Genomic DNA, 25,833 nt, shown 5'->3' with positions numbered 1-25,833 from the left:
GAGTCCGGAATGCGTTCCAGCATTGCGCTGGAGGGTGAAGGATGAATCGATTGTACTCCGCAGGTTTGCCTCGGCTAGCCGGAGGAGGGCCGTTATGTTGATCCGGTACACTACTGGGTTTTCCGATCCCGACCGAGTGTTTGCGATGACGCAGGATGAACTGAAGGCGCTGGTGGCGCAGGCCGCCGCAGATTACGTATTGGCCAACGTGCCCGAGGGCGCCGTGCTGGGCGTCGGCACCGGCTCGACCGCCAACCTGTTCATCGACGCGATGGCGCCGCACAAAGCACGTTTTGCCGGTGCAGTGTCGAGCTCGGAAGCCTCGACGCGCCGCCTGCAGGGCCACGGCTTCACGGTGCTCGATCTGAACGAAGTCGACGCGATTCCCGTGTACGTGGACGGCGCCGACGAGATCGACGCTTCGGGCGCCATGATCAAGGGCGGCGGCGGTGCGCTCACGCGCGAGAAGATCGTTGCCTCGGTGGCCAACGTCTTCGTCTGCATTGCCGACGGCAGCAAGCTGGTCGAAACGATGGGCGTGTTCCCGCTGCCGGTGGAAGTGGTGCCGATGGCACGTGCCGCCGTCGCACGCCAACTCGCTGCGCTGGGCGGTCAGCCGCGCCTGCGCATGACCAAGGAAGGCCAGATCTACAAGACCGACAACGGCAACGTGATCCTGGATGTGGTGGGCCTGCGGATTGCCGATCCGAAGGGGTTGGAAACGGTGGTCAACGACATTCCAGGCGTGGTGACGGTTGGCCTGTTTGCCAAGCGCGGCGCGAACGTGTTGCTGCTGGGCACGGAAACGGGTGTGCAGCGTCGCGATTTCTAAACGCGACGCCGACCACCGTCGGACGTAAAAAAGATGCCGTTCAGTTCACGCTGAACGGCATTTTTGTTTGGCGGCCGCTCTGGCCCCTCAACGTTTGTCGGATGGCCTGTCCGACACCGCGCCGCAGGCGCGCAGCACGAGTTGCACGACTTCCTCCGTCCGTTCGGCAAAGGCTTTTTGCGTGAGCGCGCGCTTGCCCGAGAGCGCCCGGATCTGCGCTTCGAAGTCGGCATAGTGCTGCGTGGTCGACCAGATCAGGTACATCAGCGTCTGTGCATCGATGGGCGCGAGCAGGCCGCGTGCGATCCAGCTATCGATCACCCGCACGCGCGTGTCAAACCACGGTTTGACGCGCTCGGTGAGGATGTCCTGCATGTGCTCCGCGCCGTGGATGATCTCGTTGGCCCAGACCTTGGAGCCCAGCGGCCGGCGGCGTGACAACTCCATCTTCGCGCGTACGTAACCGCCGATGGCTTCGGCCGGATCGTCACTGTCTTCAAACGAATTGGCGGCGCGGTGCCAGTCCTCAAACAGGTCTTCGAGCACGCGCGTGTACAGCGCCAGCTTGGTCGGGAAGTAGTAGTGCAGGTTGGCTTTCGGCAGGCCGGCGCGCTCGGCAATCATGGCCGTGCTGGCACCTTCGAGGCCACGCTCCGCAAACACCGCCTCCGCGCAGGCCAGCAGGTGCGCTTCGTTCGACGCGCGGATATGCGCCTTGCGCCGCCGCATTGGCGCGGCAGTTTCCGTGGGCTCTGACGGGGTGGCTGCTGCTGGGTCGTCTCGCATGATCGTCTTGTGCGGCGTGGGTGCCTTGCTGCGCCTCATTCTAGTCGCTGGACGACAGCGCGACACCTCTTGTCGACACCGTCGCATCCGCCATGCTGCATCGCAATGGCACGCTTCTCGCTTTGAAAGCCTGTCTGCGAAAGACATTGATTTGGCTGGAATCGTCGTCTACAACCTGTCCAATCGGACAGGATTGGATTGGCGGGCAAGACCTCCAAAACATCGTCCGCGACAGACCAGGCCGCATGCACTGCCAGCGTGCGGAGATGCCCCAAAACATGGCCGCCGATGCACCGCATGCGTGTGCTTGGGCTGGCTGATATGGCAGCCCCCAAAGGAGCGACACACGATGCCTGCAGCATCCGAAACGTTGGACATGGCCCAACTCGACACGTCAATGCGGGTCGACGGCAAGCGGTTGTGGGACAGCCTGATGTCGATGGCAAAGATCGGCGCAACGCCCAAGGGCGGCGTGTGCCGACTTGCGCTGACCGATCTCGACAAGCAGGGCCGCGACCTGATCGTGAGCTGGGCCAAGGAGGCGGGCTGCACGGTCACGGTCGACCAGATGGGCAACGTCTTCATGCGACGCGCGGGGCGCAACCCGGACGCACTGCCCGTCATGACCGGCTCGCACGCCGACTCGCAACCGACCGGCGGCCGCTTCGACGGCATCTACGGCGTGCTCGGCGGGCTGGAGGTGATCCGTAGCCTGAACGATCACGGTATCGAGACCGAGCACCCGATCGAAGTCGTGATCTGGACCAACGAAGAGGGCTCGCGCTTTGCTCCTGCCATGGTGGCCTCGGGCGTGTTTGCGGGCGTCTTTACGCTGGAGTACGGCTTGTCGCGCAAGGATGTCGACGGCAAGACCATCGGTGACGAACTCAAGCGCATCGGCTATGCCGGCGATGTACCGTGCGGCGGCCGCAAGCTGCATGCGGCATTCGAGCTGCATATCGAGCAAGGGCCGATTCTCGAGGCCGAGCAGAAGACCATCGGCGTGGTGACGGATGCACAGGGGCAGCGTTGGTACGAGATCACGCTGACAGGCCAGGAGGCGCACGCGGGCCCAACGCCGATGCCGCGTCGCCGCGATGCGCTGCTGGGCGCCGCGCGTGTGGTTGATCTGGTCAATCGCATCGGCTTGGACCACGCGCCGTTTGCCTGCGCGACGGTCGGCATGATGCAGGTGCACCCGAACTCGCGCAACGTGATTCCGGGGCGCGTGTTCTTCACTGTCGATTTCCGGCATCCGGACGATGCCGTGCTTGCAAAGATGGACGCTGCATTGCGCGAGGGTGTCGCAAAGATCGCCGATGGCATCGGGCTGGAAACGCAGCTTGAGCAGATTTTCTACTACGAGCCCGTCAAGTTCGACGCTGCGTGCGTGGCGTCAGTCCGCGCAGCGACCGAGCGCTTTGGCTATTCGCATCGCGACATGGTGTCTGGTGCGGGCCACGATGCGTGCTACCTGTCGCAGGTGGCACCCACGTCGATGGTGTTCGTGCCGTGCATCGGCGGCATCAGCCACAACGAGATCGAAGACGCCACGCCCGAGTGGATCGAGGCGGGCGCGAATGTGCTGCTGCACGCGATGCTGTCGCGTGCGTGCGAGCCCGCCTCATAGCCACACCTGTAGTTCGCTTTCGCAGCACCCCAAAAGAAACGCCGTCCCGACCTCGCCCACGTGAGGCCGGCGGGCACGGCCGTGTCCTCACACTGACGAAGGAGTCTTCATGGCCGTCAAGGAAACCGGTGATATTGCCGCACATCGTCTGTCGCGCGATCAGTTGTCGTGCGAGTTTGCCGACATTGCGCCGTTGCTCGACCCTACCGCCGCAGCGGCCGCCGCCAGCCGCTGCCACTACTGCTATGACGCGCCGTGCGTGCAAGCGTGCCCCACGCAGATCGACATCCCCAGCTTCATCCGCAAGATCGGCAACGGCAACCTGAAGGGCGCGGCGATGGACATCCTGTCGGCCAACCCGCTCGGCGGGATGTGCGCGCGGGTGTGTCCGACCGAGATCCTGTGCGAGGGCGCATGCGTGCGCAACGACCAGGACGCCCAGCCGGTGGCCATCGGCGCGCTGCAGCGCCATGCCACCGATTGGGCGATGGCCAAGGGCGTGACTTTGTTCAGGCGTGCGCCCGACACCGGTCGTCATGTCGCTGTGGTTGGTGCCGGGCCAGCGGGGTTGGCGTGTGCGCATCGCCTGGCACTCGCAGGGCACCGCGTTACGTTGTTCGATGCGCATGCCAAGGCGGGTGGCCTGAATGAATACGGCATCGCCGCCTACAAGACGGTCGACGACTTTGCCCAGCGCGAAGTGCAGTGGCTGCTCTCGGTGGGCGGAATCGAGCTGAAGACCGGCGTGGTCTTGGGCGGCGACGTCTCGCTCGACGCGTTGCGCAAGCAGCACGATGCGGTGTTTCTGGCGATCGGCTTGGGGGGCGTGCGCGCCCTGGCGCTGGAGGGCGAGGACCTCTCGGGCGTGATGAACGCGGTCGATTTCATCGAACAGGTGCGCCAGGCCGAAGCGCTGGAGGCCGTGCCGGTTGGCCGGCGCGTGGTGGTGATTGGCGGCGGCAACACAGCGGTGGACGCCGCCGTGCAAAGCCGCAAGCTGGGCGCAACGAGCGTGACGATGGTCTATCGCCGCGGCGTTGAATCGATGAGCGCCACCTGGGCGGAGCGCGAGTTTGCGCAAAAAAACGGCGTCACGCTCGTCACGCACGCGAAACCCGTACGGCTGATCGGCCGCGATGGGCAGATCACGGGTGTGGAGTTTGAGCGCACGTCGGGTGAGGCTGTGGAGCGTTTCACGATCGACGCAGACATGGTGCTCAAGGCCATCGGCCAGACGCTGGTGCCGATCGGTATCGATGGCGAATTGCTGACGGTCGATGGCGCTCGTATCGCTGTCGACGCAGGCGGGCGCACGACGCTGCTCGATGTCTGGGCGGGTGGTGATTGCGCGGCCACTGGTGGCATCGACCTGACGGTGCAGGCCGTGCAGGACGGCAAGGTGGCCGCCGCATCCATCGATGCCTACCTGGCAAGCTTGACGGTCATGGCGGCCTGATCCGCCCCTCACACACCACATTCCCGGAGCCGAACATGGCCGACTTGCGCTGCACGATTGCCAGTATCAAATCGCCGAACCCCTTCTGGCTGGCCTCTGCGCCGCCCACGGACAAGGCCTACAACGTCAACCGCGCGTTTGAGGCGGGCTGGGGCGGCGTGGTGTGGAAGACGCTGGGGCTCGATCCGCATGTGGTCAATGTCAGCTCGCGCTACGGCGCGGTGCAATGGAATGGCCAGCGCATCGCGGGGTTGAACAACATCGAGCTGATCACCGATCGGCCGCTGGATGTGAACCTGCGTGAGATCGCGCAAGTCAAGCGCGACTGGCCGGACCGCGCGCTGATCGTTTCGCTGATGGTGCCGTGCAACGAGCAGGACTGGAAATGGATCCTGCCGATGGTGGAAGACACCGGTGCCGACGCCGTTGAACTGAACTTCGGCTGCCCGCACGGCATGAGCGAGCGGGGGATGGGCGCGGCGGTCGGGCAGGTACCGGAGTACGTGGAGATGGTCACGCGCTGGGTGAAGGAGGCGACCAAGCTGCCGTGTCTGGTCAAGCTCACCCCCAACATCACCGACATCCGACTGGGCTCGCGCGCGGCGTACAAGGGCGGGGCGGATGGCGTGTCGCTCATCAACACCATCAATTCGATCGTGGCGGTGGATCTGGACCAGATGGCCCCGATGCCCACCGTGGACGGCAAGGGCACGCATGGCGGTTATTGCGGCCCGGCCGTCAAGCCGATCGCGCTGAACATGGTGGCCGAGATCGCGCGCGATGCCCAGACGCCCAATCTGCCGATCTCGGGTATCGGCGGGATCTCCAACTGGCGCGACGCGGCGGAGTTCATCGTGCTGGGCGCAGGCAGCGTGCAGGTGTGCACGGCGGCCATGCACTACGGGTTCCGCATCGTGCAGGACATGGCCGACGGCCTGGCCAACTGGATGGACGAGAAGGGCTACGCCACGTTGGACGATTTTCGCGGCCGGGCGGTCCCCAACGTGACCGACTGGAAGTACCTGAACCTGAAATACGACATCAAGGCCCGCATTGATCAGGACCGCTGCATCCAGTGCGGCCTGTGCCATATCGCCTGCGAAGACACCTCGCACCAGGCCATCACGCGCGAGAAGGACGGCAAGCGGCACTTCGAGGTGGTCGATGCCGAATGCGTCGGGTGCAATTTATGCATGCATGTGTGCCCCGTCGAGCAATGCATCACGATGGAGCGTGTGGACGCCGGCGACTACGCAAACTGGACCACACACCCGAACAACCCGGCAAGCGCTGGTGCACAGGCGCCCGAAGCCAGTGCGCAGGTGCCGGCCAAGGCAGCCTGATTGGGTTGTGCGGTGCCGGATGGGCTTGTGCAGACCGGTTTTGATTCCTACAAATGAGCCTGACGCGCGCCGCAGAGCGCGCCAACTATCCGTGGAGGTCTTTCAATGAAGCAGGCAGCGCAACCCGCCGAGCCGCTAGCGGCCAGTAGCAGTCTTTACAACGACGACCTGGCGCCCACGGGTCTAGCCCAGCGCACCTGGAAGTGGTACCACTTCGCAGCGCTGTGGGTCGGCATGGTGATGAACATCGCCTCGTACATGCTGGCTGCCGGGCTGACGGAACAGGGCATGTCGCCGTGGCAGGCGGTGGTGACGGTGCTGCTGGGCAATGCCATCGTGCTGGTGCCGATGCTGCTGATCGGCCATGCCGGTGCCAAGCACGGAATTCCGTATGCGGTGCTGGTGCGTACCTCGTTCGGTACGCAGGGCGCGAAGCTGCCGGCACTGCTGCGCGCCATCGTCGCGTGCGGCTGGTATGGCATCCAGACCTGGCTGGGCGGCAGTGCGATCTACACGCTGGCCAATATCCTGACCGGCAACGCGCTGCATGGCGCGCCGCTGCCGTTTCTGGACATCTCGTTCGGCCAGCTTGCGTGCTTCCTGCTGTTCTGGGCGCTGCAGCTCTACTTCATCCTGCACGGCACCGATTCGATCCGCTGGCTGGAGAGCTGGTCCGCCCCGATCAAGATCGTGATGTGCATCGTGCTGGTGTGGTGGGCGACGTCGCAGGCGGGCGGTGTTGGGTCGATGCTGTCGGCACCGTCGCAGTTCGTGGCGGGCGGCAAGAAAGAAGGCCTGTTCTGGGTGACGTTCTGGCCCAGCTTGACGGCAATGGTGGGCTTTTGGGCGACGCTGGCGCTGAACATTCCCGACTTCACGCGCTTTGCCAAATCCCAACGTGACCAGATTGTCGGCCAGTCGATCGGGTTGCCGATTCCGATGGCGCTGCTGTCGGTCATCTCGGTGGTGGTGACCTCCGCCACCGTGGTCATCTACGGCAAGGCCATCTGGGACCCGATCGACCTGACCAGCCGGATGACCGGCATCGGCGTAGGCATTGCGCTGGTGATCCTGACGCTGGACACCATGTGCTGCAACCTTGCCGCCAACCTGGTCGGTCCCGCGTATGACTTTTCCAGCCTGTGGCCGAAGGGCATCTCGTACAAGACGGGTGGCCTGATGACCGCCACCATCGCCATCGTGATGATGCCGTGGAAGATTCTCGCCACGTCCGAGGGCTACATCTTCACGTGGCTGGTCGGCTATTCCGCGCTGCTGGGGCCGGTGGCCGGCATCATGATGGTCGACTACTTCTTCATCCGCGGCACGCGCCTGAACGCACACGAGCTGTTCGAGGAGAACGGCGAATACGCCTACACCGGCGGCTGGAACATCGGCGCGGTGGTGGCGCTGGCCGTGGGCGTGTTGCCCAATCTGCCGGGCTTTCTGCATACCGCCTTCCCGAGTGCATTCCCGAACGTGCCGGCGTTCTTCAACACGCTCTACACGTATGCGTGGTTCGTCGGCCTGGTGCTGGCAGCTATTGTCTACAGCGCGTGGATGAGGCTGCGCGGCAGCCCGAGCGCGAGTGTGGCGAGCGCCTGAGCACGCTTACAACCCATAAGGAGACTGCGACATGACGACCCTGATCCGTGGCGGCACGGTCATCGATGCGGACCGCACCTGGCGTGCGGACGTGCTTTGCGCGAGCCTGGAGGATGGCGGCACCATCCTCCAGGTGGCGGCACAGATCGACGCGCCCGTCGGCGCCACGATCGTCGACGCGCATGGGCAGTACGTCATGCCCGGCGGCATCGACCCGCACACGCACATGGAGCTGCCCTTCATGGGCACCACGGCCAGCGACGACTTCTTCACCGGCACGGCGGCGGGGCTGTCGGGCGGCACGACCAGCATCATCGACTTCGTGATCCCCAGCCCGCGCCAGCCGCTGATGGACGCCTTCAACGAATGGCGTGGCTGGGCCGAGAAAGCTGCGGCGGACTATGGCTTTCACGTCGCCGTCACCTGGTGGGATGAATCCGTGCATCGCGATATGGGTACGCTCGTGCACGAGCACGGCGTCTCCAGCTTCAAGCACTTCATGGCCTACAAGAACGCGATCATGGCCGACGACGAGATCCTCGTGAACAGCTTCTCGCGTTCATTGGAACTCGGTGCCTTGCCGACCGTGCATGCGGAGAACGGTGAGCTGGTCTTCCAGCTTCAGCGTCAGTTGCTCGCACGCGGCATCACGGGGCCGGAGGCGCATCCGTTGTCGCGTCCGCCCGAGGTGGAGGGCGAGGCGGCCAACCGTGCGATCCGCATCGCGCAGGTGCTGGGTGTGCCGGTGTACATCGTGCACGTATCGGCCAAGGATGCCGTGGATGTGATCGCCCGCGCGCGCAACGAAGGCCTGCGCGTGTTCGGCGAGGTGCTACCGGGCCACCTTGTGATTGACGAGGCGGTGTACCGCGACCCCGACTGGACGCGCGCCGCCGCCCACGTCATGAGCCCGCCGTTTCGCACGGCCGAGCATCGCGAAGCATTGTGGCGCGGCCTGCAGGCCGGCCAACTGCACACCACGGGCACCGATCACTGCACGTTCTGCGCCTCGCAAAAGGCCATGGGGCGGGAAGACTTCACCAAGATTCCCAACGGGTGTGGTGGTATCGAAGACCGCCTCGCCATCCTCTGGCATCACGGCGTCAATGCCGGGCGCATCACCCCCAACGAGTTCGTGCGCATCACGTCGACCAACGCGGCGCAGATCTTCAACCTGTATCCACGCAAGGGCGCTGTGCAGCCCGGCGCGGATGCAGACTTGGTGGTGTGGGACCCAGTGGCCACCAAGACGATTTCGGTGAAGACGCATCACCAGAAGGTGGATTTCAACATCTTCGAAGGGATGACGGTGCGCGGGGTTGCCACGCACACGCTCACGCGCGGCGCACTGGTCTGGGCCGATGGAGACCTGCGCGCGGTGCGTGGTGCCGGGCAATACCTGAAGCGTCCACCGGCGGCCGCGTACTACGATGCCGTTCGGCTGGCCAATGCGCGCCGCACACCGCATGCGGTGGAGCGACCCCGGGAGGAGATGGCCAGCGCCAAGTAATTTGCCGTATGGAGCAAGAGGCACAGAAAAGCCGCTCGGATGTTCGAGCGGCTCTTCCATTTGCGACGAGTGCATCACTCTTTACGCGAGTTGATCGTTTGCGATGTGCATGTTGTTGAAAACAGGATTAAGTCATGCGTTAAGTGGCCGATAAGACGGGCACGGTGGCTTGCATGCCATCTGCACTGACCGCCTTCCCTGAAGGCGTGCGATGCTGCCAGAGCAGTTGTCTTACCCGGAACATCATGAAACTCGCAATCAAACTTCCCCTGGCGTTTGCAGCCGCGCTGCTGCTGATGTTTGCCGGGGCCATCTACGGCATTGCTTCCCTCAATCACTCGATCGTCGAATACAACACGACTGTGCAGGCACGCGTGGCCGACGAACGTGCGGTGACGAACATGCTCGTCACCTTCAAGAGCCAGGTGCAGGAGTGGAAAGACACCCTGCTGCGCGGTGAAGACCCGAACAAGCTGGACAAATACTGGGGCGCGTTCCTCCAAGGCGAGCAGACCGTGGCCGACCAGGCGAAGGCGCTGCAGGCGTCGTTGCCAGCTGGCAAGAGCCGGGATCTGATCGCCCAGTTCGCAGCCGCACATACGGAGATGGGAAAGGGCTATCGCAAGGGGCACGACATGTTTGTGGCCGCGTCGTTTGACCCGACGGTGGGCGACAAGGTTGTGGCCGGTGTGGACCGCGAACCAGCACGTTTGCTGGACGAAGCTGCTAGGGAGATTGCTGCAGAGAGCAAGGCCGTGTCGGCCAAGACCGCCGAGGCCGCGCATACCGCCTTGCTGGTCAGCGTGGTGCTGATGCTGGCGGCATTCGGGTTGGGGTTGGGCGGCGCGTTCCTGTTCAGCCGCTCGATCACGCGGCCGCTGTCGCGTGCGGTGGATGTTGCCAGCGCTGTCTCGCACGGGGACTTGGCCAATGTCTTTGAGGCACGCGGCACGGATGAGATCGCGCAACTGCTGATCGCCCTGCGAGATATGCAGCGCAGCCTTGCCAACGTGGTGAGCGAAGTGCGCCACAACGCCGAGGGTGTGGCTTCTGCCAGTTCGCAGATCGCGTCGGGCAACCTGAACCTCTCGTCGCGTACGGAAGAGCAGGCGGCTTCGCTGGAAGAGACCGCGGCCAACATGGGCGAGCTGACCTCCACCGTACGCCGCAACTCGGAGAGCGCCGTGCAGGCCTCCACGCTGGCCGGCCACGCGTCGGATACGGCAGCGCGTGGCGGTCAGGTGATGAGCGATGTGGTGCAGACGATGCAGGGCATCTCGGAGAGTTCCAGCAAGGTTGGCGAGATCATTGGGGTGATCGACAGCATTGCGTTCCAGACCAACATCCTGGCGCTGAACGCTGCGGTGGAAGCCGCGCGTGCCGGCGAACAGGGGCGTGGTTTTGCCGTGGTGGCGGGTGAGGTGCGTACGCTGGCACAACGCAGCGCCTCTGCGGCCAAGGAGATCAAGGGGCTGATCGGTCAATCGACCGAGCGCGTGGAGGCAGGGGCGAAGCTGGTGCAGGAAGCTGGCGGCATCATCGACGACATCGTTGCCTCGGTGCATCGCGTGACGCAGATCGTGTCGGAGATCTCGTCCGCGTCGGCAGAGCAGAGCACGGGTATCGAGCAGGTGAACATCGCCGTTGGCCAGATCGAGGAGGTGACGCAGCAGAACGCCGCGCTGGTGGAGGAGGCTTCGGCTGCCGCGCAGGCGATGGCGGATCAGGCCGACGCGCTGCGCCGCGCGGTCGCCATCTTCAAGCTGGATGGTGCGGCGATGCCGGCATAGCCAGGGCTAGCACACAGAAGCAAAAAAAGCCGTTCAGCGCAAACTGAACGGCTTTTTTGTTGGGGGCCGGCAGCTTAGGCTGACGGCGGCACGTAGCCCGAAGCCTCGTCGGCGCCTTCGCCAAAGAAGTACTTCTCAGTCTGCTTGAGCAGGTATTGACGTGCGCGCGAATCCGCCATGTTCAGGCGGTTTTCGTTGATCAGCATGGTCTGGTGCTTGAGCCAGCCTGCCCATGCTTCCTTTGAGACGCTTTGCCAGATCTTCTTGCCCAGTTCGCCGGGCAGGGGCGGGAAGTCGAGGCCTTCGGCTTCCTTGTCGAGCTTGATGCAGTGGACCATGCGGGCCATGGGGTTTCCTCTTGTGTGGCGGGAACGCCGCTCTTGCGCGGCGCCGGTGCCGGTATTGTAAAGGCCGCGCGCTGTCGGGCTTTGATTCCACGACGGCGCCCGGGGATTTACAGCTTTTTCATCAGCACCATCGAGCGCCGCTGCCAGTTGTACAGCTTGCGACGGTCCTCCGGCAGGTCGTCCACGTTGGCACGCACGAAGCCGCGCTTGAGGAACCAGTGCTCCGTACGCGTGGTGAGAACGAACAGCTGCTTGAGGCCCAACGCACGGGCGCGAACCTCCGTGTGTTTGAGCAGGCGTTCGCCGTCGCCGGTGCCCTGGCTGTCGGGGGAGACGATCAGGCAGGCCATTTCAGCCATGCCGTCCTTCGGGTACGGATACAGCGCCACGCAGCCAAAGATGATGCCGTCGTGCTCGATGACCGAGAAGTTGGCGATGTCGCGCTCCAGCAGCCGGCGCTCGCGCGGTACCAGCGTGCCGTCGGCTTCCAGTGGTTCGATGAGCGAGACGATGCCGCCGACGTCATCCAGCGTGGCGTCGCGCAGGTATTCCAGATCGGTATGCGACACCATGGTGCCCACGCCGTCGTGCAGGAACAGCTCCAGCAGGATGCTGCCGTCCAGCGCAAACGGAATCACGTGTGCCCGGCGCACGCCACCGCGCATCGCCTTGACGATGTGCTGCAGGTAATAGGCCGTGTCGTGCGACAGGCTGCCGTCGCGCAGGCGCTCGATGGCCGTTTCCATCGACAGGTCCTGCTGCAGCTTGCCCACGCGGTCCATGATGCCCGGCAGCTCGGTGATGAAGATCAGCTTGTCGGCCTTGAGCGCCGTGGCGGTGTTGGCGGCCACGTCTTCCATCGACAGGTTGAACGCCTGGCCTGTGGGCGAGAAGCCCAGCGGCGAGAGCAGCACGATCTTGCGGTTGGACAGCGAATGCTGGATCGAATCCGCATCGATCTTGCGTACCAGCCCCGTGTGCTGGAAATCCACGCCGTTGACGATGCCGACCGGCCGCGCCGTCACGAAGTTGCCCGAGACCACCGACATGCGTGCGCCGGCCATCGGCGTATTGGGCAGGCCCTGGCTGAAGGCGGCTTCGATGTCCAGGCGCAGTTCGCCTGAGGCTTCCTTGGCAGATTCCAGCGCAGCAGCGTCCGTCACACGCACGCCATCCACGAACTGGGTTTGCACGTTGCGCAGCGCTAGCTGCTCTTCCACCTGCGGGCGCGAGCCGTGCACCAGCACGATGCGCATGCCCATGGCGTGCAGCAGGGCGATGTCATTGACCAGCCAGCCAAGCATGTCGGCCTTGACCAGCTCGCCGCCAAAGCCGATCACGAAGGTCTTGTCGCGGAAGGCGTGAATGTAGGGCGCCACCTCGCGCAGCCAGTCCACGAACTGCCGCTGTTCGGGTGTGGGCGGGATCGGGGCGACGTCGACGGGGGCAGGCGTGTGCGCCACCAGCGAAACGCCGGGGGCGGGGGCGGAGGAACGAGCGGTCACGGGCAGATGGGGAGTGTGGCGCAAGGCATTGACCAATGGCGGCCGATGCAGGAAAGATGCGCGGATTATAATCCCGCCCGATGTCAGATTCCCATGCCCAGCCGCGCTCTGCGGCACCCTCCCAACGCCAGAAGAACGACGCCGCCCAACCAGGACGCAAGCCCGGTGGCAGCGGCCGTCCTCCGCGTCGCCAGAAACCCACGCCGGAAGAACTCGCCGCCGCCCTGGAGGCTCGCCGCGCACGCGCCAACCGCGTCCCGCCGATCACGTTTCCTGAAGCGCTGCCTGTTTCGGCTCGCCGCGACGAGATCGCCGAGGCCATCGCCGCCAACCAGGTGGTGATCGTCTCGGGCGAGACCGGCTCGGGCAAGACCACGCAGTTGCCGAAGATCTGCCTGTCGATCGGGCGGGGCATCGGCGCGGGCGGCACCGGGCTGATCGGCCACACACAGCCGCGGCGGATTGCCGCCACGTCCACGGCCAAGCGCATCGCACAGGAGATCGGCACGCCGGTCGGCGAGCACGTGGGTTTCCAGGTGCGCTTCAACGACACGCTGTCGGCGGGCGCGTCAGTCAAGCTGATGACCGACGGCATCTTGCTGGCTGAGACGCAGAACGATCCGCTGCTGCGCGCCTACGACACGATCATCATCGACGAGGCGCACGAACGCAGCCTCAACATCGATTTCCTGCTGGGCTACCTGAAACAGCTCCTGCCGCGCCGGCCGGACCTGAAGTTGATCATCACCTCGGCGACCATCGACGCGCAGCGCTTTGCCGAGCACTTCGCCGGGCCGAAGGGGCCGGCGCCGGTCATTGAAGTCAGCGGTCGGCTGTATCCGGTCGAGGTGCGCTACCGCCCCGTCCAGCGCGACGAGAAAGACAAGGAGCGCGATCTCTACGAAGCGCTAGTCGATGCGGTGGACGAACTCGCCCGTGAAGGTTCTGGCGATGTGCTGATCTTTCTGCCGGGCGAACGCGAGATTCGCGAGGCGGCTGAGGCGTTGCGCAAGCACCATCCGGCGCATACTGAAATCCTGCCGCTGTTTGCGCGCCTGTCTGTGCAGGAGCAGGAGCGTGTGTTCCGGCCGTCCAACGCGCGGCGCATTGTGCTGGCAACCAACGTGGCTGAAACCTCGCTCACGGTGCCGGGCATCCGGTACGTGGTCGATACAGGGCTGGCGCGCGTCAAGCGCTATTCGTATCGCAACAAGGTCGAGCAACTGCAGATCGAGCCGGTGTCGCAGGCCGCCGCCAACCAGCGTGCGGGCCGTTGCGGCCGGGTGGCCGATGGCGTGTGCATTCGCCTGTATGAAGAGTCGGATTTCATCGCGCGGCCGCGTTTTACCGATCCGGAAATCCTGCGGTCGTCGCTGGCGGCGGTCATCCTGCGCATGAAGGCGCTGCGGCTGACCGATGTCGAGCAATTCCCCTTCATCGAGCCGCCGTTGGGCCGCGCGATTGCTGATGGCTACCAATTGCTGCAGGAGCTAGGCGCCGTCGACGACGAGAATGCGCTGACGCCGCTGGGCAAGCAGGTCGCCCGCTTGCCGCTGGACCCGCGTGTGGCGCGGATGATCTTGGCCGGGCGCGACCATCAGTGCCTGCGCGAAATGCTCATCATCGCGAGCGCGCTATCCGTGCAGGACCCGCGCGATCGCCCGCAGGAGCTGCAGCAGCAAGCCGATCAGGCCCACCGGCAGTTTGCCGACGAAAAGTCGGAATTCCTCGGCTGGGTGAAGCTGTGGAAGTGGTTTGAAGAGGCCGTCGCGCACAAGAAGTCGAACAAGCAGTTGCAGGACCAGTGCCGATCGCACTTCCTGTCGCACCTGCGGTTGCGTGAATGGCGTGACGTGTATTCGCAACTGCATACCACCGTGGCGGAGCAGGGCTGGAAGCTCAATGAATCCGATCCGACGTATGAGCAGCTGCATCTGGCGCTGCTGACGGGGTTGCTCGGCAACATCGGCGTGCGCATAGAGGAGGCCGACGGCAAGGGCCGCGAATACCTTGGCGCACGCGGTATCAAGTTCTTCCTGTGGCCGGGCTCGGTCATCGCGCGCAAGGCGGGCAAGTGGGTTGTGGGCGGCGAGCTGATCGAGACCAGCCGCCTGTTCGGCCGCACGCTGGCGCGCATCGAGCCGGAATGGGTGGAGAAGGTCGGCGCGCACCTGCTGAAGGTGTCGTGGAGTGATCCGCACTGGGAGAAGAAAGCCGGCCAGGTGATGGCTTTCGAGCGTGGCACGCTGTATGGCTTGCCGATCTATCAGCAGCGCCGCGTGCATTTCGGGCCGATGCAGCCGAAGGAGGCGCGCGAGATGTTCATCCGCCGCGCGCTGGTTGACGGTGAATTCGAAACGCGCTTGCCATTCTTCACGCACAACCAGCGTCTGGTGCGCGAGATCGAAAACCTCGAGCACAAGTCCCGCCGGCAAGACGTGCTGGTGGACGACGAACTGATCTACGCGTTCTACGACAGCCAGGTTCCGGCCGACATTCACAACACTGTCTCGTTCGAGCGCTGGTATGCGGAGGCCGCCAGTGCAGGTGGCAAAGGCGGCCAGAAGCTGCTGTACCTGAATCGCGACGACCTGATGCGGCACGAGGCGGCCGGCATCACGACCGATCTGTTCCCCAAGATGCTGCCGATTGCCGGCATCGACATGGGGCTGACGTACCACTTCGAGCCCGGCAGCCCACGCGATGGCGTGACGCTCACGGTGCCGCTGTACGCGCTCAACCAAGTGCCCGCGCAGCGCGCCGAATGGCTGGTGCCGGGCATGCTCAAGGAGAAGGTGCACCTGCTCCTGAAGAGCCTGCCGCAGAAGCTGCGTCGCCATTGCGTGCCATTGCCGGACTATGCCGCAGGCTTCGTCACGCGCGTGCGGCTGGGCGACGGCGACCTGCTCGACCGCCTGATCGCCGACGTGCGCGAGCAGACGAGCACAGCGCTCAAGCGCGCCGACTTCAAGCTCGAAACGCTGCCTGCGCATCACTTCATGAACTTCAAGGTGATCGACGAGCATGGTCGGCAGCTCGACATGGGGCGCAATCTGGCCCAGTTGCGCGCTGAGCTGGGCGGACGTGCGCAGCAGACGTTCCAATCGATCGCCGCCCAGGATGCGGCCGTGGCCGGCGCGCTGAGCGAAGGTGCTGGCGCCAAGCCGGGCAAAGGCGGCAAGTCGGAAGCACCGGCCAACGCCGCGCTGTACTCCGGCCTGACCACTTGGAATTTCGGTGAGTTGCCGGAGCTGCTGGAAGTCCGAAAGGGCAGTCAAACGCTGTTCGGCTATCCGGCACTCGTCGACGCGGGCGACCACTGCGATGTGGAAGTCTTCGACGACCCGGCCGAAGCCACCCGCATTCACCGCCTGGGCCTGCGCCGGCTGTTTGCGATCCAACTGCGCGAGCCGTTGAAGTACCTGGAAAAGAACATCCCGGGCCTGTCGCAGATGGCGATCCAGTTCATGAACCTGGGCACGCAGGACGAACTGCGCGACCAGATCCTGGATGCCACGCTGGAACGCGCCTGCCTGCAGGACCCGCTCCCCACCGACGACGCCAGTTTCGGCGCCCGCAAGGATGAAAGCCGCGCGCGCCTGACGCTGCTGGCGCAGGAGATTGCGCGGCTGGTCGGCGCCATCCTGGCGGAATACGCGCAGATGCCGCGCAAGCTGCAGATCGCCAAGCCATTTGCCGCCGCCTATGCGGATATCGACGCGCAGCTGAAAACGCTGATGCACAAGCGCTTCATTGAGGCGACGCCGTATGCGCAGCTGACGCATTTCCCGCGTTATCTGAAGGGCATCGCGCTGCGCATCGACAAGCTCAAGGCCGACCCCACGCGCGACACGCAGCGCATGCAGGAGATGGCGCCGCTCATCCAGCAGTACCAGCGCGCGGAAAAGGCGCTGCGCGTGCAGGGGCAGGGTGGCAATGACCCGCGCATGGAGGAATTCCGCTGGATGCTGGAGGAGTTGCGTATCGCCCTGTTTGCCCAGGAGTTGCGCACGCCGGTGCCGATGTCGGTCAAGCGGCTGCAGAAGGTGTGGGAATCGATGCAGCGATAGCCCGTTGTGCTTTGCGGGGTGCCGTGAAAGTTCCCACTTTCTTTTTTTGATTTGTGTCAGCGATGCAATAACAGCAACCGTTAAAATGGCTGGCTAAGTTGCTGAATCTTCTCGTTATGTCTGCCTCGCGCGCCTCGTTTGCCTCCCGTTGGTTTTCCACGCTTGTCCTGTCGGCCGCTGCCCTGATGGCGGCGCACGCGGCGCGTGCTGAAGTCGTCACTGTGCTCAACTCGGGCGATGCCAGCGTCTCTTTGATCGATAAAGACACCCGCAAGGTGCTGGAGACGTTCCCGATCGGCAAGGAGCCGCACCACCTGATCGCCACGCCGGACGAAAAATCGTTGATCGTCGCCAACGCGGTCGGCAACGATCTGGTCTTCCTGGACCCCGTCACGGGCAAGATCCAGCAGCGCGTGCCACGTATCGACGATCCGTACCAGATCGGCTTCTCGCCCGACCAGAAGTGGTTCCTGACCACCGGCAACCGTCTGGACCGTGTTGATATCTACCGCTGGGACGGCCACGCGCTGACCATCGCCAAGCAAATCCCGGCGGCCAAGACGCCCAGCCATATCGCCTTTACGGCAGACAGCAAGATTGCCTTTATCACGCTGCAGGATTCGAACGAGGTGATGGCCATCGATCTGCCCACGCAGACCGTGATGTGGCGCATGACCATTGGCTCCGCACCGGCTGGTGTCTGGGTGACGAACGATCAGAAATATCTGCTGGTTGGCATGACCGGCGCCGATTACGTTGAGGTGATCGACTGGCGCAACCGCACTAGCGTCAAGCGCATCCAGACCGGCAAGGGCGCGCACAATTTCCGTGCGCTGGGCGACAAGCGCCACCTGTTCCTGTCCAACCGCGTGTCGGGCACGATCAGCATCATCGATCAGCAGACGCTGACCAAGGTGGGTGACATCACCGGTTTGCCGCCGGGTCCGGATGACATGGAACTGACCGCCGACGGTAAGCAGCTCTGGGTGACCTGCCGCTGGGCCAAGCGCGTGGCGATCGTCGATGTGGCGAGCCGCAAGGTGGTGGAAGAGATCAAGGTCGGGCGCTCGCCGCACGGCATCTACTTCCGCTCGCGCGCTCCGCTCCTCTAAAGCGTGACGATCATGAAAACTGGCCTGTCGATGCTTCATGGTGTGGCCAAAGCGGCAGCCGCTACCGTGGCGCTTGGGCTGTGTGCGCTGGCCACGGCCGCGCCTGGTGGCGTCAATGCGGGTGCTTGCAAGGGCACCGTCTACCTGACGTTCGATACCGGCAGCATGAGCCAGGCACAGTTGATTGCCGATACGCTGCGTCGCCATCGCATCCACGCCACGTTCTTCCTCGCCAACGAGAAGACCATCCACGGCGACAGCACGCTGGATGACGGCTGGGCACCGTACTGGAAATCGCTGGCAGCCGATGGCCACGCCTTCGGTACGCACACGTTTGACCACGTCTACTACAAGGGCGAAGCTGGTGCCGGCAAGGTGCGCTTCCGCCCGCAGTTTGGCGAGCAGGGCGGTCGCAACGTCGTCTGGGGCGAGCCTGAATTCTGTGCCGAACTCAAACACAGCGCTGAGCGTTTCAAGGCCATGACCGGCCAGTCGATGGATCCGCTGTGGCGTGCGCCGGGCGGTCATCTCTCGGCGACGACCGAGGCGTGGGCCAAACAATGCGGGTTTGCCCACGTGGCTTGGGCACCCGCCGGCTTCCTCGGCGACGAGTTGCCGTCCGAGCGCTATCCGAACGACGCGCTGCTGCAAAAAGCGCTGTCCAACCTGCGCGATGGCGACATCACCATGGCGCACCTGGGTATCTGGTCGCGCAAGGACCCGTGGGCGCCCGCTGATCTGGAGCCGTTGATCGCCGGCCTGGAGCGCAAGGGGTTCTGCTTCGCCACGCTGCGTGACCATCCGCAGTACAAGGCTTGGTTTGCCACTCACCCGGCGGCCCGCTGACATGTTTGACTGGATCGCCGACGCCTTCACGCAAGCGCAGGATGTGCTGTTCCAGCACATCGTGATGCCGCTTACCTATGCCATTGGCTTGGGTGGCTACGTTGAAGATGCGTATCCCGGCACCGAATGGTTGTTGATGGGGCTCGTGCAGATTGCCGTGCTGCTGCTGATCTTCCGCCCGCTGGAGCGCTGGCGTCCAGTGGAGCCGATGCACGATCGCAAGGCCGTGCGCGCCGACATCTTCTACACGCTGTTCCATCGCCTTGGTTTTTTCCCGCTGCTGATGTTCTTCACGCTGCAGCCGCTGATCGATGACCTGGATGGCAAGCTGCGTTTCTGGGGCTGGGCGCACTTGAACGTGGAGGATTGGTGGCCGGGTGTCACGTCGGTCGCCATCGTCAGTTTTCTGATCTATCTGGTGCTGTTCGACCTGCTCGACTACTGGTACCACCGCCTGTCGCACAAATTCAACTGGTGGTGGAGCCTGCATTCTCTGCACCACAGCCAGCAGCAGATGACGCTGTGGTCGGACGACCGTAACCACATCCTCGACGATGTGCTGCGCGGTACGGTGTTTGCCATCGCCGCATTGGCGATTGGTGTGGAGCCGTCGCAGTACGTGCTGCTGGTCGCCGTCTCGCAATTGCTGCAGAGCCTGCAGCACGCCAATGTGCGGCTGCATTTCGGCTGGCTGGGCGAGCGGCTGCTGATCTCACCGCGCTTCCACCGGCTGCACCATGCCATCGGCCTCGGGCATGAAGTGCCGGGCAAGCCGGGCGTGCTGGGCGGCTGCAATTTCGGCGTGCTGTTCCCGTGGTGGGACATGCTGTTTGGCACAGCCGTCTTCTCGCCCGAGTACCACGCCACCGGCATCCGCGATCAGCTTCCCGCGCCGCAGGGCCGCTCGCGCGATTACGGGCGCGGCGTACTGCGCCAGCAGTGGCTGGGCTTCAAGCGTCTGATTGGCCGCGCCTGAGGGCCACGCTGGGCGGCCTTGGGCTGTGCTAGGCTGTCCGCTCCCTGATTTCCCGATTCCCGCATGAACGACCTGATTCGCTCATTTGGCCGCGCGCTGCTTTCGCAACTGCATCCGCGCATGCTGTTCCTGACGGTGCTGCCGTTTGTTGTGGCGCTGGCTGTGTGGGGTGCTGTCCTGTACTTCGGCTGGGATGCGATGAACGGCATGGCGAGGGACGCCGTGGAAAGCTGGACGTTCATGGGCTGGATCAAGAGCGGCCTCAACGCCATCGGCATGACGGGTTTGTGGTCGGCCATCGCGCCGCTGCTGGTTATCACGCTGCTGGTGCCGGTGATTGTCGTGTCGATCCTCGTTTTTGTGAGTGTGACAGCGGTGCCGCCCGTCATGCGTTTTCTGGATCGCAGCTACCCGCAGCTTGAGCGTCGCAAGGGCGGTTCGGTGGTGGGCAGCGTGATGCATGCGCTGCTGTGCACGCTGGTGTTCATTCTGGTGGCGATCGTCACGTTGCCACTGTGGCTGATCCCGCCGTTTTTCGCGCTGATTCCCCCGTTGCTGTGGGGCTGGCTGACCTACCGTCTGATGACCTACGACGCGCTGGCCGATCACGCCACGCCGGAAGAGCGCCGCGCGATCATGCAGCGCTACCGGTTGCCGTTGCTGGGCATCGGCATTGCGGTCGGCATGCTGGGCTCGGCGCCGACGCTGCTGTGGGTATCGTCGGTGGTGACGATCGTGCTGTTCCCGATCATCGCCATTGCCGTCATTTGGCTGTATGTGCTGATCTTCATTTTCTCGGCGCTGTGGTTCGGCCATTTCTGCCTGCGTGCGCTCACGCGCCTGCGTGCCGAAGCGCCGCCCGCGCGCATGGTCGAAGCGTCCATCATCGACGTCATCCCCATCGAATTGCCCCGCGAGTAAGCGAGTAACAAGGACTGACATGGCCTTTGGCATGATCATCATCGGCGACGAGATCCTCTCCGGCCGCCGCGAAGACAAGCACCTGCGCAAGCTGATCGAAGTGCTGGGTGAGCGTGGCCTGGCGCTGGAATGGGCCGAGTACGTCGGCGATCAGCCGGCGCGCATCACCAGCGTGCTCAAGCGCACGCTCGCCAGCGACGACGTGGTGTTCTGCACCGGCGGCATCGGCGCCACGCCCGATGACCACACGCGTCAGTGCGCAGCCGCCGCGCTGGGCGTGCCGTTGGTGCTGCAGCCGGAAGCGCGCGAACTGATTGCACAGCGCATCGCCGATACCGCTGCGGGTGATCCGGTCAAGGCAGATTTGTCCACGCCCGAGAACCAGCACCGCTTCAAGATGGGCGAGTTCCCGCAGGGCGCGCGCATCATCCCGAACAGCTACAACCGCATCCCTGGGTTCTCTGTGGCGCATCACCATTTCATGCCGGGCTTTCCGGTGATGGCGTGGCCGATGATGGCGTGGGTGCTCGACACCTACTACGCCGATCAATTCCACCGTGCCCCACGTGAGGAGCGTTCGTTTCTGGTGTTCGGCCTGCCGGAGTCAAGGCTGACGCCGCTGATGGAGCGCATCGAAGCCGAGTTCGACGGTGTGAAGGTCTTCAGCCTGCCCAGCGTGGGTGATGCGGCACGCGGTGAGCGCTATGCCCGCTCGCACATCGACCTGGGGGTGAAGGGTGCGCCCGAGGCCGTGGCGCGCGCCTATGCGGTGCTGCGCGAAGGTGCGCTGGCGCTGGGTGGCGAGATTATTGAAACGGACGCCGCAACGGCGTCCTGAGCGTCTTGATGCGTGCTGTGGGCGGCCTTATGCGCCGTGCCACGGCAACCCGCGGAAGCACCAGCCTTCCACCGTCTTGCGATGGCCTTCGCTGTCCTTGGCGCCTTCAAAGCCTTCCAGCACATCCATCGCCAGCGTGTAGCCGGCCTGTGCGGCAGCCACGGCGGCGTGCTTGGAACGCGCAGCGCTGCGGCACAGGAACAGCACTGGCACATCCTTTGGTACGGCTGCTTCGAGCGCGCTGAGGAAGTTCGGGTTGCGCACGCCGCCCGGGTACTGGTTCCACTCCACATGCGTGAACTGGTCAGGCGCTACGTCCGGCGTGCCAACCCAGTCGAGTTCAGCACGCGTGCGCACGTCCACCAGGTGCGCCTGCGGATCGGCGGCGAGCAGGGCTGCGGCTTCTTGCGGCGACAGGGCGCCGAAATACTGGAGTTGGTCGGCCTCGCGGCGGGCGGTAGCCGCTTCCAGCAGGGACTCGCGGGTGAGTGTGGTGGCAGTCATGGCAATCGATGGAAGGTAAAACAATCATTTTAGCGTTGCCGTCACACGAAACGGGTGGAATTCACCGGAACGGTGCGGTCACCATCTTGGCGCACAAAAACGGTGCCAAGGTGGTTTCTATGCACCGTTCGTGTGCATTGACTATCCTGCCTGGACAGCGTGGCGCCAGTACGGGGCAATTCCAGCCCAGGTGCCTGCACCTGCTTCTCGATGCCGTCGCACCGTGTCAGGCATGGTTTGGCGCGGCGCTGCACTATTTGCGGGAGCGTATGCCCGTCATCGGGTCGACACTGGCATGCTTTCTGCTAAGATTCCCGCGGTCTTTTCCAAGGCGTTTGGCGGTGCTGAACGTCCTTGGCGAGAAGAAGATGTTTCGGGGGTGAGGGCGGTCGCAGCGATCCGTCACACAACCGGCTCACAATACTTTGCGTTATTGCGCTACCAGGAGAATGGCATGTCCCAAAGCATTGCAGACGTGATGAAGCTCGTGAAGGAAAACGACGTCAAGTTCGTCGATTTCCGCTTCACCGATACCAAGGGTAAAGAGCAGCACGTCTCGGTTCCCGTGTCGCATTTCGACGAAGACAAGTTCGAAAGCGGCCACGCATTCGACGGTTCGTCGATCGCCGGCTGGAAGGGCATCGAAGCATCGGACATGCTGCTGGTTCCGGATGCAAACACCGCCCACGTCGACCCGTTCTACGAAGAGCCGACCCTGGTGCTGACCTGCGACGTGGTTGAGCCGTCGGACGGCAAGGGCTACGACCGCGACCCGCGCTCGATCGCCAAGCGCGCTGAAGCCTACCTGAAGAGCACCGGCCTGGGCGACACCGCCTTCTTCGGTCCGGAACCCGAATTCTTCATCTTCGACGGCGTGACCTGGAACATCGACATGCAGGGTTGCTTCGTGAAGATCCATTCCGAAGAAGCCCCGTGGTCGTCGGGCAAGGAATTCGAACACGGCAACTCGGGCCACCGTCCGGGCAAGAAGGGCGGCTACTTCCCGGTTGCCCCGATCGACACGTTCCAAGACATGCGCTCGGAAATGTGCCTGATTCTCGAATCGCTGGGCATTCCGGTTGAAGTGCACCACCACGAAGTGGCAGGCCAGGGCCAGAACGAAATCGGCACGCGCTTCAGCACGCTGGTGCAACGCGCCGACTGGACGCAACTGCAAAAGTACGTGATCCAGAACGTCGCGCACACCTACGGCAAGACCGCCACGTTCATGCCGAAGCCGGTCGTGGGCGACAACGGTTCGGGCATGCACGTTCACCAGTCGATCTGGAAGGACGGCCAAAACCTGTTCGCAGGCAACGGCTATGCCGGTCTGTCGGAATTCGCGCTGTACTACATCGGCGGCATCATCAAGCACGCTCGCGCGCTGAACGCCATCACCAACCCGGGTACGAACTCGTACAAGCGTCTGGTGCCGGGCTTCGAAGCACCGGTCAAGCTGGCTTACTCGGCTCGTAACCGTTCGGCTTCGATCCGTATTCCGTACGTTGCGAACCCGAAGGGCCGCCGGATTGAGACGCGCTTCCCGGATCCGCTGATGAACCCGTACCTGGGCTTCTCGGCACTGATGATGGCCGGTCTGGATGGCGTGCAGAACAAGATCCACCCGGGCGAAGCTGCCGACAAGAACCTGTACGACCTGCCGCCGGAAGAAGACGCAAAGATCCCGACCGTGTGTAACAGCCTGGATCAAGCCCTCGAGTACCTGGACAAGGATCGCGAGTTCCTGACCCGTGGTGGTGTGTTCTCCAACGCCATGCTCGACGCCTACATCGAGCTGAAGATGGAAGAAGTCACGCGCTTCCGCATGACCACGCACCCGCTCGAGTTCGAGATGTACTACTCGCTGTAATGTGCGAGCGCCCCGGTCGATGTGTCGGGGCGAAGAGACGGTTGTGAGGGGAAGGGCGGCGAAGGTCGCCCTTCCTTTTTGCGGGGCGGGGTTTTGTGGCTAGAATGATCGTCCGCCGGATTTCGGCGCCCGATCGACGTTTCAGCTAGGTCCCATCACATGTTCCGTCCTTCTTCACGCATCGCATCCGGACTGCTTTCCGCCGTGGCAGCGGTTGCCGCGTTGTCCGTGCAGGTGCCCGCGCACGCGGATGATGTCTATCTGTGCAGCGGCCCGAACGGCGTGCCGGAATATCGCAACAGCGGCAACACGAAGGGCTGCAAGAAGCTGACGCTGCCCGATGTGGTGACCGTGCCTGGTACGCGCAGCCCGCGCAGCGCAGGAGCAGCACCGGCGCCGGCGCAGAACAATGCGGGCGGTGCTTTCCCGCGCGTGGACGGCGCCACGCAGAAGGCCCGTGACGGTGAGCGCCGCCAAGTGCTGGAAACCGAGTTGGCAGACGAGGAGCGCAAGCTCCAGGCGTTGAAGGCCGAGTACAACAACGGCCAGCCCGAGCGCCAGGGCAATGAACGTAACTATCAGAAGTATCTCGACCGCACCGCGCAGTTGAAGAGCGACATTGAGCGCAGCCAAGCCAATGTCGATTCCATCCGCCGGGAGTTGGGCAACCTCAAGGAGTAGCCGAGTGATGCGTCGACTGATCCGCAAAGCGGCACGCCGCGATGACCAGGAACAGACGACGCCACCCGCGCCGTCAGTCTTCGCTGGTCAGGACATTTCCGCTGGCGACAGCATCGATGGGCCGCCGCCCATTCCGTTTTCTCATGGAGCACCGCCGTCGTACCCCGGGCTCGATGCTGTGCCCAATCCCATCCTCTTCGTCCGCCATCCGGCGCTGACGATCTTCTACGCCAACCCCGCCGCTGAAGCCGTGCTGGCGGTGTCCCGTCGGCAACTGGTGGGCATGTCGCTGCACGAGTTGTTTGCCGATCCGTCCGAACTGGCGGAGATGATCGCCACCGTGGCGGGCCGCCAGTTCGATGCCAAGCGGCGCGATGTCTCGCTCGATCGTCCCGGTCATGAGCCGCTGCATGCGCATGCGGTGGTCGGTGCTGTCGACTTTGCGCCCGGCTCCGTGCTGCTGGAGCTACTTCCCAACGAGCAGAAGATCCGCAGCGAGCGCGAAGAGCGTCTGCTGGACCTGACCTCCGCCAACAAGGAGCTGATCCGCAACCTGGCGCATGAGATCAAGAACCCGCTCGGCGGCATTCGCGGCGCAGCGCAGTTGCTGGAGTTCGAGTTGCCCGAGCGCTCGCTGCGGGAGTACACCCAGGTCATCATCAAGGAGTCCGACCGACTGCAGACGCTGGTGGACCGCCTGCTGGAGCCGCACCGGCACCCGCACATCGTGGGCGATGTGAACATCCACGAGGTACTGGAACGGGTGCGCTCGGTGGTGTTGGCGGAGTTTCCGCAGGGGTTGCGCATCGTGCGCGATTACGACGCCAGCCTGCCCGAGTTCCGTGGCGACAAGGAGCAGCTCATCCAGGCGGTGCTCAACATCGTCCACAACGCGGCGCATGCGCTGGGGCACCGCATTGCACAAGGTGACGGCGAGATTGTGTTGCGCACGCGTGTCGCGCGACAAGTCACGATTGCAAAACGTCTTTACAAGCTGGCATTGGACTTGCATGTGGTGGACAACGGTCCTGGGATTCCGGACGACATCCGCGAGCGCATCTTCTTCCCGCTGGTGTCCGGGCGGGAGGGGGGGAGCGGACTGGGCCTGACACTCGCGCAGACGTTCGTGCAACAGCACGATGGTCTGATCGAGTGTGAGAGCAGGCCGGGGCAGACCGATTTCCGCATTCTTGTGCCGCTGCACTGACGCT

Annotated in this window: 20 protein-coding genes; 16 read left to right on the top strand and 4 right to left on the bottom strand. The window is 64.0% G+C overall.

The features are described from left to right. The first annotated feature begins 145 nt into the window (after positions 1-145). Positions 146-832, top strand: coding sequence for a ribose-5-phosphate isomerase RpiA (rpiA, locus tag PI87_RS02200; RefSeq protein WP_039596437.1), 687 nt, complete (start codon positions 146-148; stop codon positions 830-832). 87 nt (positions 833-919) lie between these two features. On the opposite strand, the gene PI87_RS02195 is transcribed toward rpiA, so the two are convergent. Then, the gene (locus PI87_RS02195; protein ID WP_039596436.1) at positions 920-1,618 is read right to left on the bottom strand and encodes a TetR/AcrR family transcriptional regulator; all 699 of its coding nucleotides are present in this window, start codon (positions 1,616-1,618) and stop codon (positions 920-922) included. Positions 1,619-1,967: 349 nt separating this feature from the next. On the opposite strand from PI87_RS02195, the gene PI87_RS02190 reads away from it, so the two are divergent. The 6 genes from PI87_RS02190 to PI87_RS02165 all read left to right on the top strand — a co-directional run bounded on the left by PI87_RS02190 (position 1,968) and on the right by PI87_RS02165 (position 10,952). Continuing rightward, positions 1,968-3,248 carry a Zn-dependent hydrolase gene (locus PI87_RS02190; protein WP_039596032.1) on the top strand — a complete coding sequence of 427 codons (1,281 nt, stop codon included), beginning with the start codon at positions 1,968-1,970 and terminating at the stop codon, positions 3,246-3,248. A 109-nt stretch (positions 3,249-3,357) separates the two neighbouring features. Beyond that, positions 3,358-4,704 (top strand): NAD(P)-dependent oxidoreductase, encoded by a 1,347-nt coding sequence (locus PI87_RS02185; RefSeq protein ID WP_039596031.1) that lies wholly within the window; start codon positions 3,358-3,360, stop codon positions 4,702-4,704. 35 nt (positions 4,705-4,739) lie between these two features. After that, positions 4,740-6,047: an NAD-dependent dihydropyrimidine dehydrogenase subunit PreA gene (gene preA, locus PI87_RS02180; protein WP_039596030.1), complete on the top strand. Its 1,308-nt coding sequence runs from the start codon at positions 4,740-4,742 to the stop codon at positions 6,045-6,047. 105 nt (positions 6,048-6,152) lie between these two features. Continuing rightward, the gene (locus tag PI87_RS02175; RefSeq protein WP_039596029.1) at positions 6,153-7,652 is read left to right on the top strand and encodes an NCS1 family nucleobase:cation symporter-1; all 1,500 of its coding nucleotides are present in this window, start codon (positions 6,153-6,155) and stop codon (positions 7,650-7,652) included. 31 nt (positions 7,653-7,683) lie between these two features. Then, positions 7,684-9,162, top strand: coding sequence for a dihydropyrimidinase (gene hydA, locus PI87_RS02170; protein ID WP_039596028.1), 1,479 nt, complete (start codon positions 7,684-7,686; stop codon positions 9,160-9,162). A gap of 245 nt (positions 9,163-9,407) precedes the next feature. After that, the gene (locus tag PI87_RS02165) at positions 9,408-10,952 is read left to right on the top strand and encodes a methyl-accepting chemotaxis protein (protein ID WP_039596027.1); all 1,545 of its coding nucleotides are present in this window, start codon (positions 9,408-9,410) and stop codon (positions 10,950-10,952) included. 74 nt (positions 10,953-11,026) lie between these two features. On the opposite strand, the gene PI87_RS02160 is transcribed toward PI87_RS02165, so the two are convergent. After that, positions 11,027-11,299, bottom strand: coding sequence for an oxidative damage protection protein (locus PI87_RS02160; RefSeq protein ID WP_039596026.1), 273 nt, complete (start codon positions 11,297-11,299; stop codon positions 11,027-11,029). A 107-nt stretch (positions 11,300-11,406) separates the two neighbouring features. Then, positions 11,407-12,762 carry an amino-acid N-acetyltransferase gene (gene argA / locus PI87_RS02155; RefSeq protein ID WP_232313936.1) on the bottom strand — a complete coding sequence of 452 codons (1,356 nt, stop codon included), beginning with the start codon at positions 12,760-12,762 and terminating at the stop codon, positions 11,407-11,409. 122 nt (positions 12,763-12,884) lie between these two features. Here argA and hrpA point away from each other — a divergent pair, with 122 nt between their 5' ends. The 6 genes from hrpA to PI87_RS02125 all read left to right on the top strand — a co-directional run bounded on the left by hrpA (position 12,885) and on the right by PI87_RS02125 (position 21,567). Beyond that, positions 12,885-16,874, top strand: a complete 3,990-nt coding sequence (gene hrpA, locus PI87_RS02150) for an ATP-dependent RNA helicase HrpA (RefSeq protein ID WP_039596024.1) — start codon at positions 12,885-12,887, stop codon at positions 16,872-16,874. Positions 16,875-16,990: 116 nt separating this feature from the next. Then, on the top strand, positions 16,991-17,986 hold the full coding sequence (locus PI87_RS02145; protein ID WP_039596023.1) for a YVTN family beta-propeller repeat protein: 996 nt from the start codon (positions 16,991-16,993) through the stop codon (positions 17,984-17,986). Between the two features lie 12 nt (positions 17,987-17,998). After that, a complete protein-coding gene (locus PI87_RS02140) occupies positions 17,999-18,832 on the top strand; it encodes a polysaccharide deacetylase family protein (protein WP_039596022.1) in 834 nt (277 codons plus the stop codon). A gap of 1 nt (position 18,833) precedes the next feature. Further along, positions 18,834-19,808: a sterol desaturase family protein gene (locus PI87_RS02135; RefSeq protein ID WP_039596021.1), complete on the top strand. Its 975-nt coding sequence runs from the start codon at positions 18,834-18,836 to the stop codon at positions 19,806-19,808. Positions 19,809-19,871: 63 nt separating this feature from the next. After that, a complete protein-coding gene (locus tag PI87_RS02130; RefSeq protein ID WP_039596020.1) occupies positions 19,872-20,729 on the top strand; it encodes an EI24 domain-containing protein in 858 nt (285 codons plus the stop codon). 19 nt (positions 20,730-20,748) lie between these two features. Next, positions 20,749-21,567, top strand: a complete 819-nt coding sequence (locus PI87_RS02125; RefSeq protein WP_039596019.1) for a competence/damage-inducible protein A — start codon at positions 20,749-20,751, stop codon at positions 21,565-21,567. Between the two features lie 27 nt (positions 21,568-21,594). Here the strand turns inward: PI87_RS02125 and PI87_RS02120 are convergent, their stop codons facing one another. Beyond that, positions 21,595-22,071 (bottom strand): rhodanese-like domain-containing protein, encoded by a 477-nt coding sequence (locus PI87_RS02120; RefSeq protein ID WP_039596018.1) that lies wholly within the window; start codon positions 22,069-22,071, stop codon positions 21,595-21,597. Positions 22,072-22,525: 454 nt separating this feature from the next. Here PI87_RS02120 and PI87_RS02110 point away from each other — a divergent pair, with 454 nt between their 5' ends. The 3 genes from PI87_RS02110 to glnL all read left to right on the top strand — a co-directional run bounded on the left by PI87_RS02110 (position 22,526) and on the right by glnL (position 25,829). Further along, positions 22,526-23,941, top strand: coding sequence for a 3-hydroxylaminophenol mutase (locus PI87_RS02110; protein ID WP_039596016.1), 1,416 nt, complete (start codon positions 22,526-22,528; stop codon positions 23,939-23,941). Between the two features lie 159 nt (positions 23,942-24,100). Then, positions 24,101-24,622, top strand: a complete 522-nt coding sequence (locus PI87_RS02105) for a hypothetical protein (protein WP_039596015.1) — start codon at positions 24,101-24,103, stop codon at positions 24,620-24,622. Positions 24,623-24,629: 7 nt separating this feature from the next. After that, entirely contained in the window at positions 24,630-25,829 is a 1,200-nt protein-coding gene (glnL, locus tag PI87_RS02100) for a nitrogen regulation protein NR(II) (protein ID WP_039596014.1), read from the top strand. The last annotated feature ends 4 nt before the right edge of the window (positions 25,830-25,833 follow it).

The sequence above is a fragment of the Ralstonia sp. A12 genome, assembly GCF_000801955.1.
In the GTDB taxonomy this organism is placed as follows: Bacteria; Pseudomonadota; Gammaproteobacteria; order Burkholderiales; family Burkholderiaceae; genus Ralstonia.
This window is presented reverse-complemented; position numbering and strand designations above follow the sequence as displayed.

What these genes read in the sequence shown, in the direction of transcription:
- PI87_RS02120 (WP_039596018.1), bottom strand. Translation starts at nt 22,071, where the DNA reads ATGACTGCCACCACACTCACCCGCGAGTCCCTGCTGGAAGCGGCTACC.
- PI87_RS02140 (WP_039596022.1), top strand. Translation starts at nt 17,999, where the DNA reads ATGAAAACTGGCCTGTCGATGCTTCATGGTGTGGCCAAAGCGGCAGCC.
- PI87_RS02130 (WP_039596020.1), top strand. Translation starts at nt 19,872, where the DNA reads ATGAACGACCTGATTCGCTCATTTGGCCGCGCGCTGCTTTCGCAACTG.
- PI87_RS02190 (WP_039596032.1), top strand. Translation starts at nt 1,968, where the DNA reads ATGCCTGCAGCATCCGAAACGTTGGACATGGCCCAACTCGACACGTCA.
- PI87_RS02125 (WP_039596019.1), top strand. Translation starts at nt 20,749, where the DNA reads ATGGCCTTTGGCATGATCATCATCGGCGACGAGATCCTCTCCGGCCGC.
- PI87_RS02110 (WP_039596016.1), top strand. Translation starts at nt 22,526, where the DNA reads ATGTCCCAAAGCATTGCAGACGTGATGAAGCTCGTGAAGGAAAACGAC.
- PI87_RS02175 (WP_039596029.1), top strand. Translation starts at nt 6,153, where the DNA reads ATGAAGCAGGCAGCGCAACCCGCCGAGCCGCTAGCGGCCAGTAGCAGT.
- PI87_RS02160 (WP_039596026.1), bottom strand. Translation starts at nt 11,299, where the DNA reads ATGGCCCGCATGGTCCACTGCATCAAGCTCGACAAGGAAGCCGAAGGC.
- hrpA (WP_039596024.1), top strand. Translation starts at nt 12,885, where the DNA reads ATGTCAGATTCCCATGCCCAGCCGCGCTCTGCGGCACCCTCCCAACGC.
- PI87_RS02105 (WP_039596015.1), top strand. Translation starts at nt 24,101, where the DNA reads ATGTTCCGTCCTTCTTCACGCATCGCATCCGGACTGCTTTCCGCCGTG.
- glnL (WP_039596014.1), top strand. Translation starts at nt 24,630, where the DNA reads ATGCGTCGACTGATCCGCAAAGCGGCACGCCGCGATGACCAGGAACAG.
- PI87_RS02195 (WP_039596436.1), bottom strand. Translation starts at nt 1,618, where the DNA reads ATGCGAGACGACCCAGCAGCAGCCACCCCGTCAGAGCCCACGGAAACT.
- rpiA (WP_039596437.1), top strand. Translation starts at nt 146, where the DNA reads ATGACGCAGGATGAACTGAAGGCGCTGGTGGCGCAGGCCGCCGCAGAT.
- PI87_RS02165 (WP_039596027.1), top strand. Translation starts at nt 9,408, where the DNA reads ATGAAACTCGCAATCAAACTTCCCCTGGCGTTTGCAGCCGCGCTGCTG.
- hydA (WP_039596028.1), top strand. Translation starts at nt 7,684, where the DNA reads ATGACGACCCTGATCCGTGGCGGCACGGTCATCGATGCGGACCGCACC.
- preA (WP_039596030.1), top strand. Translation starts at nt 4,740, where the DNA reads ATGGCCGACTTGCGCTGCACGATTGCCAGTATCAAATCGCCGAACCCC.
- PI87_RS02185 (WP_039596031.1), top strand. Translation starts at nt 3,358, where the DNA reads ATGGCCGTCAAGGAAACCGGTGATATTGCCGCACATCGTCTGTCGCGC.
- PI87_RS02145 (WP_039596023.1), top strand. Translation starts at nt 16,991, where the DNA reads ATGTCTGCCTCGCGCGCCTCGTTTGCCTCCCGTTGGTTTTCCACGCTT.
- PI87_RS02135 (WP_039596021.1), top strand. Translation starts at nt 18,834, where the DNA reads ATGTTTGACTGGATCGCCGACGCCTTCACGCAAGCGCAGGATGTGCTG.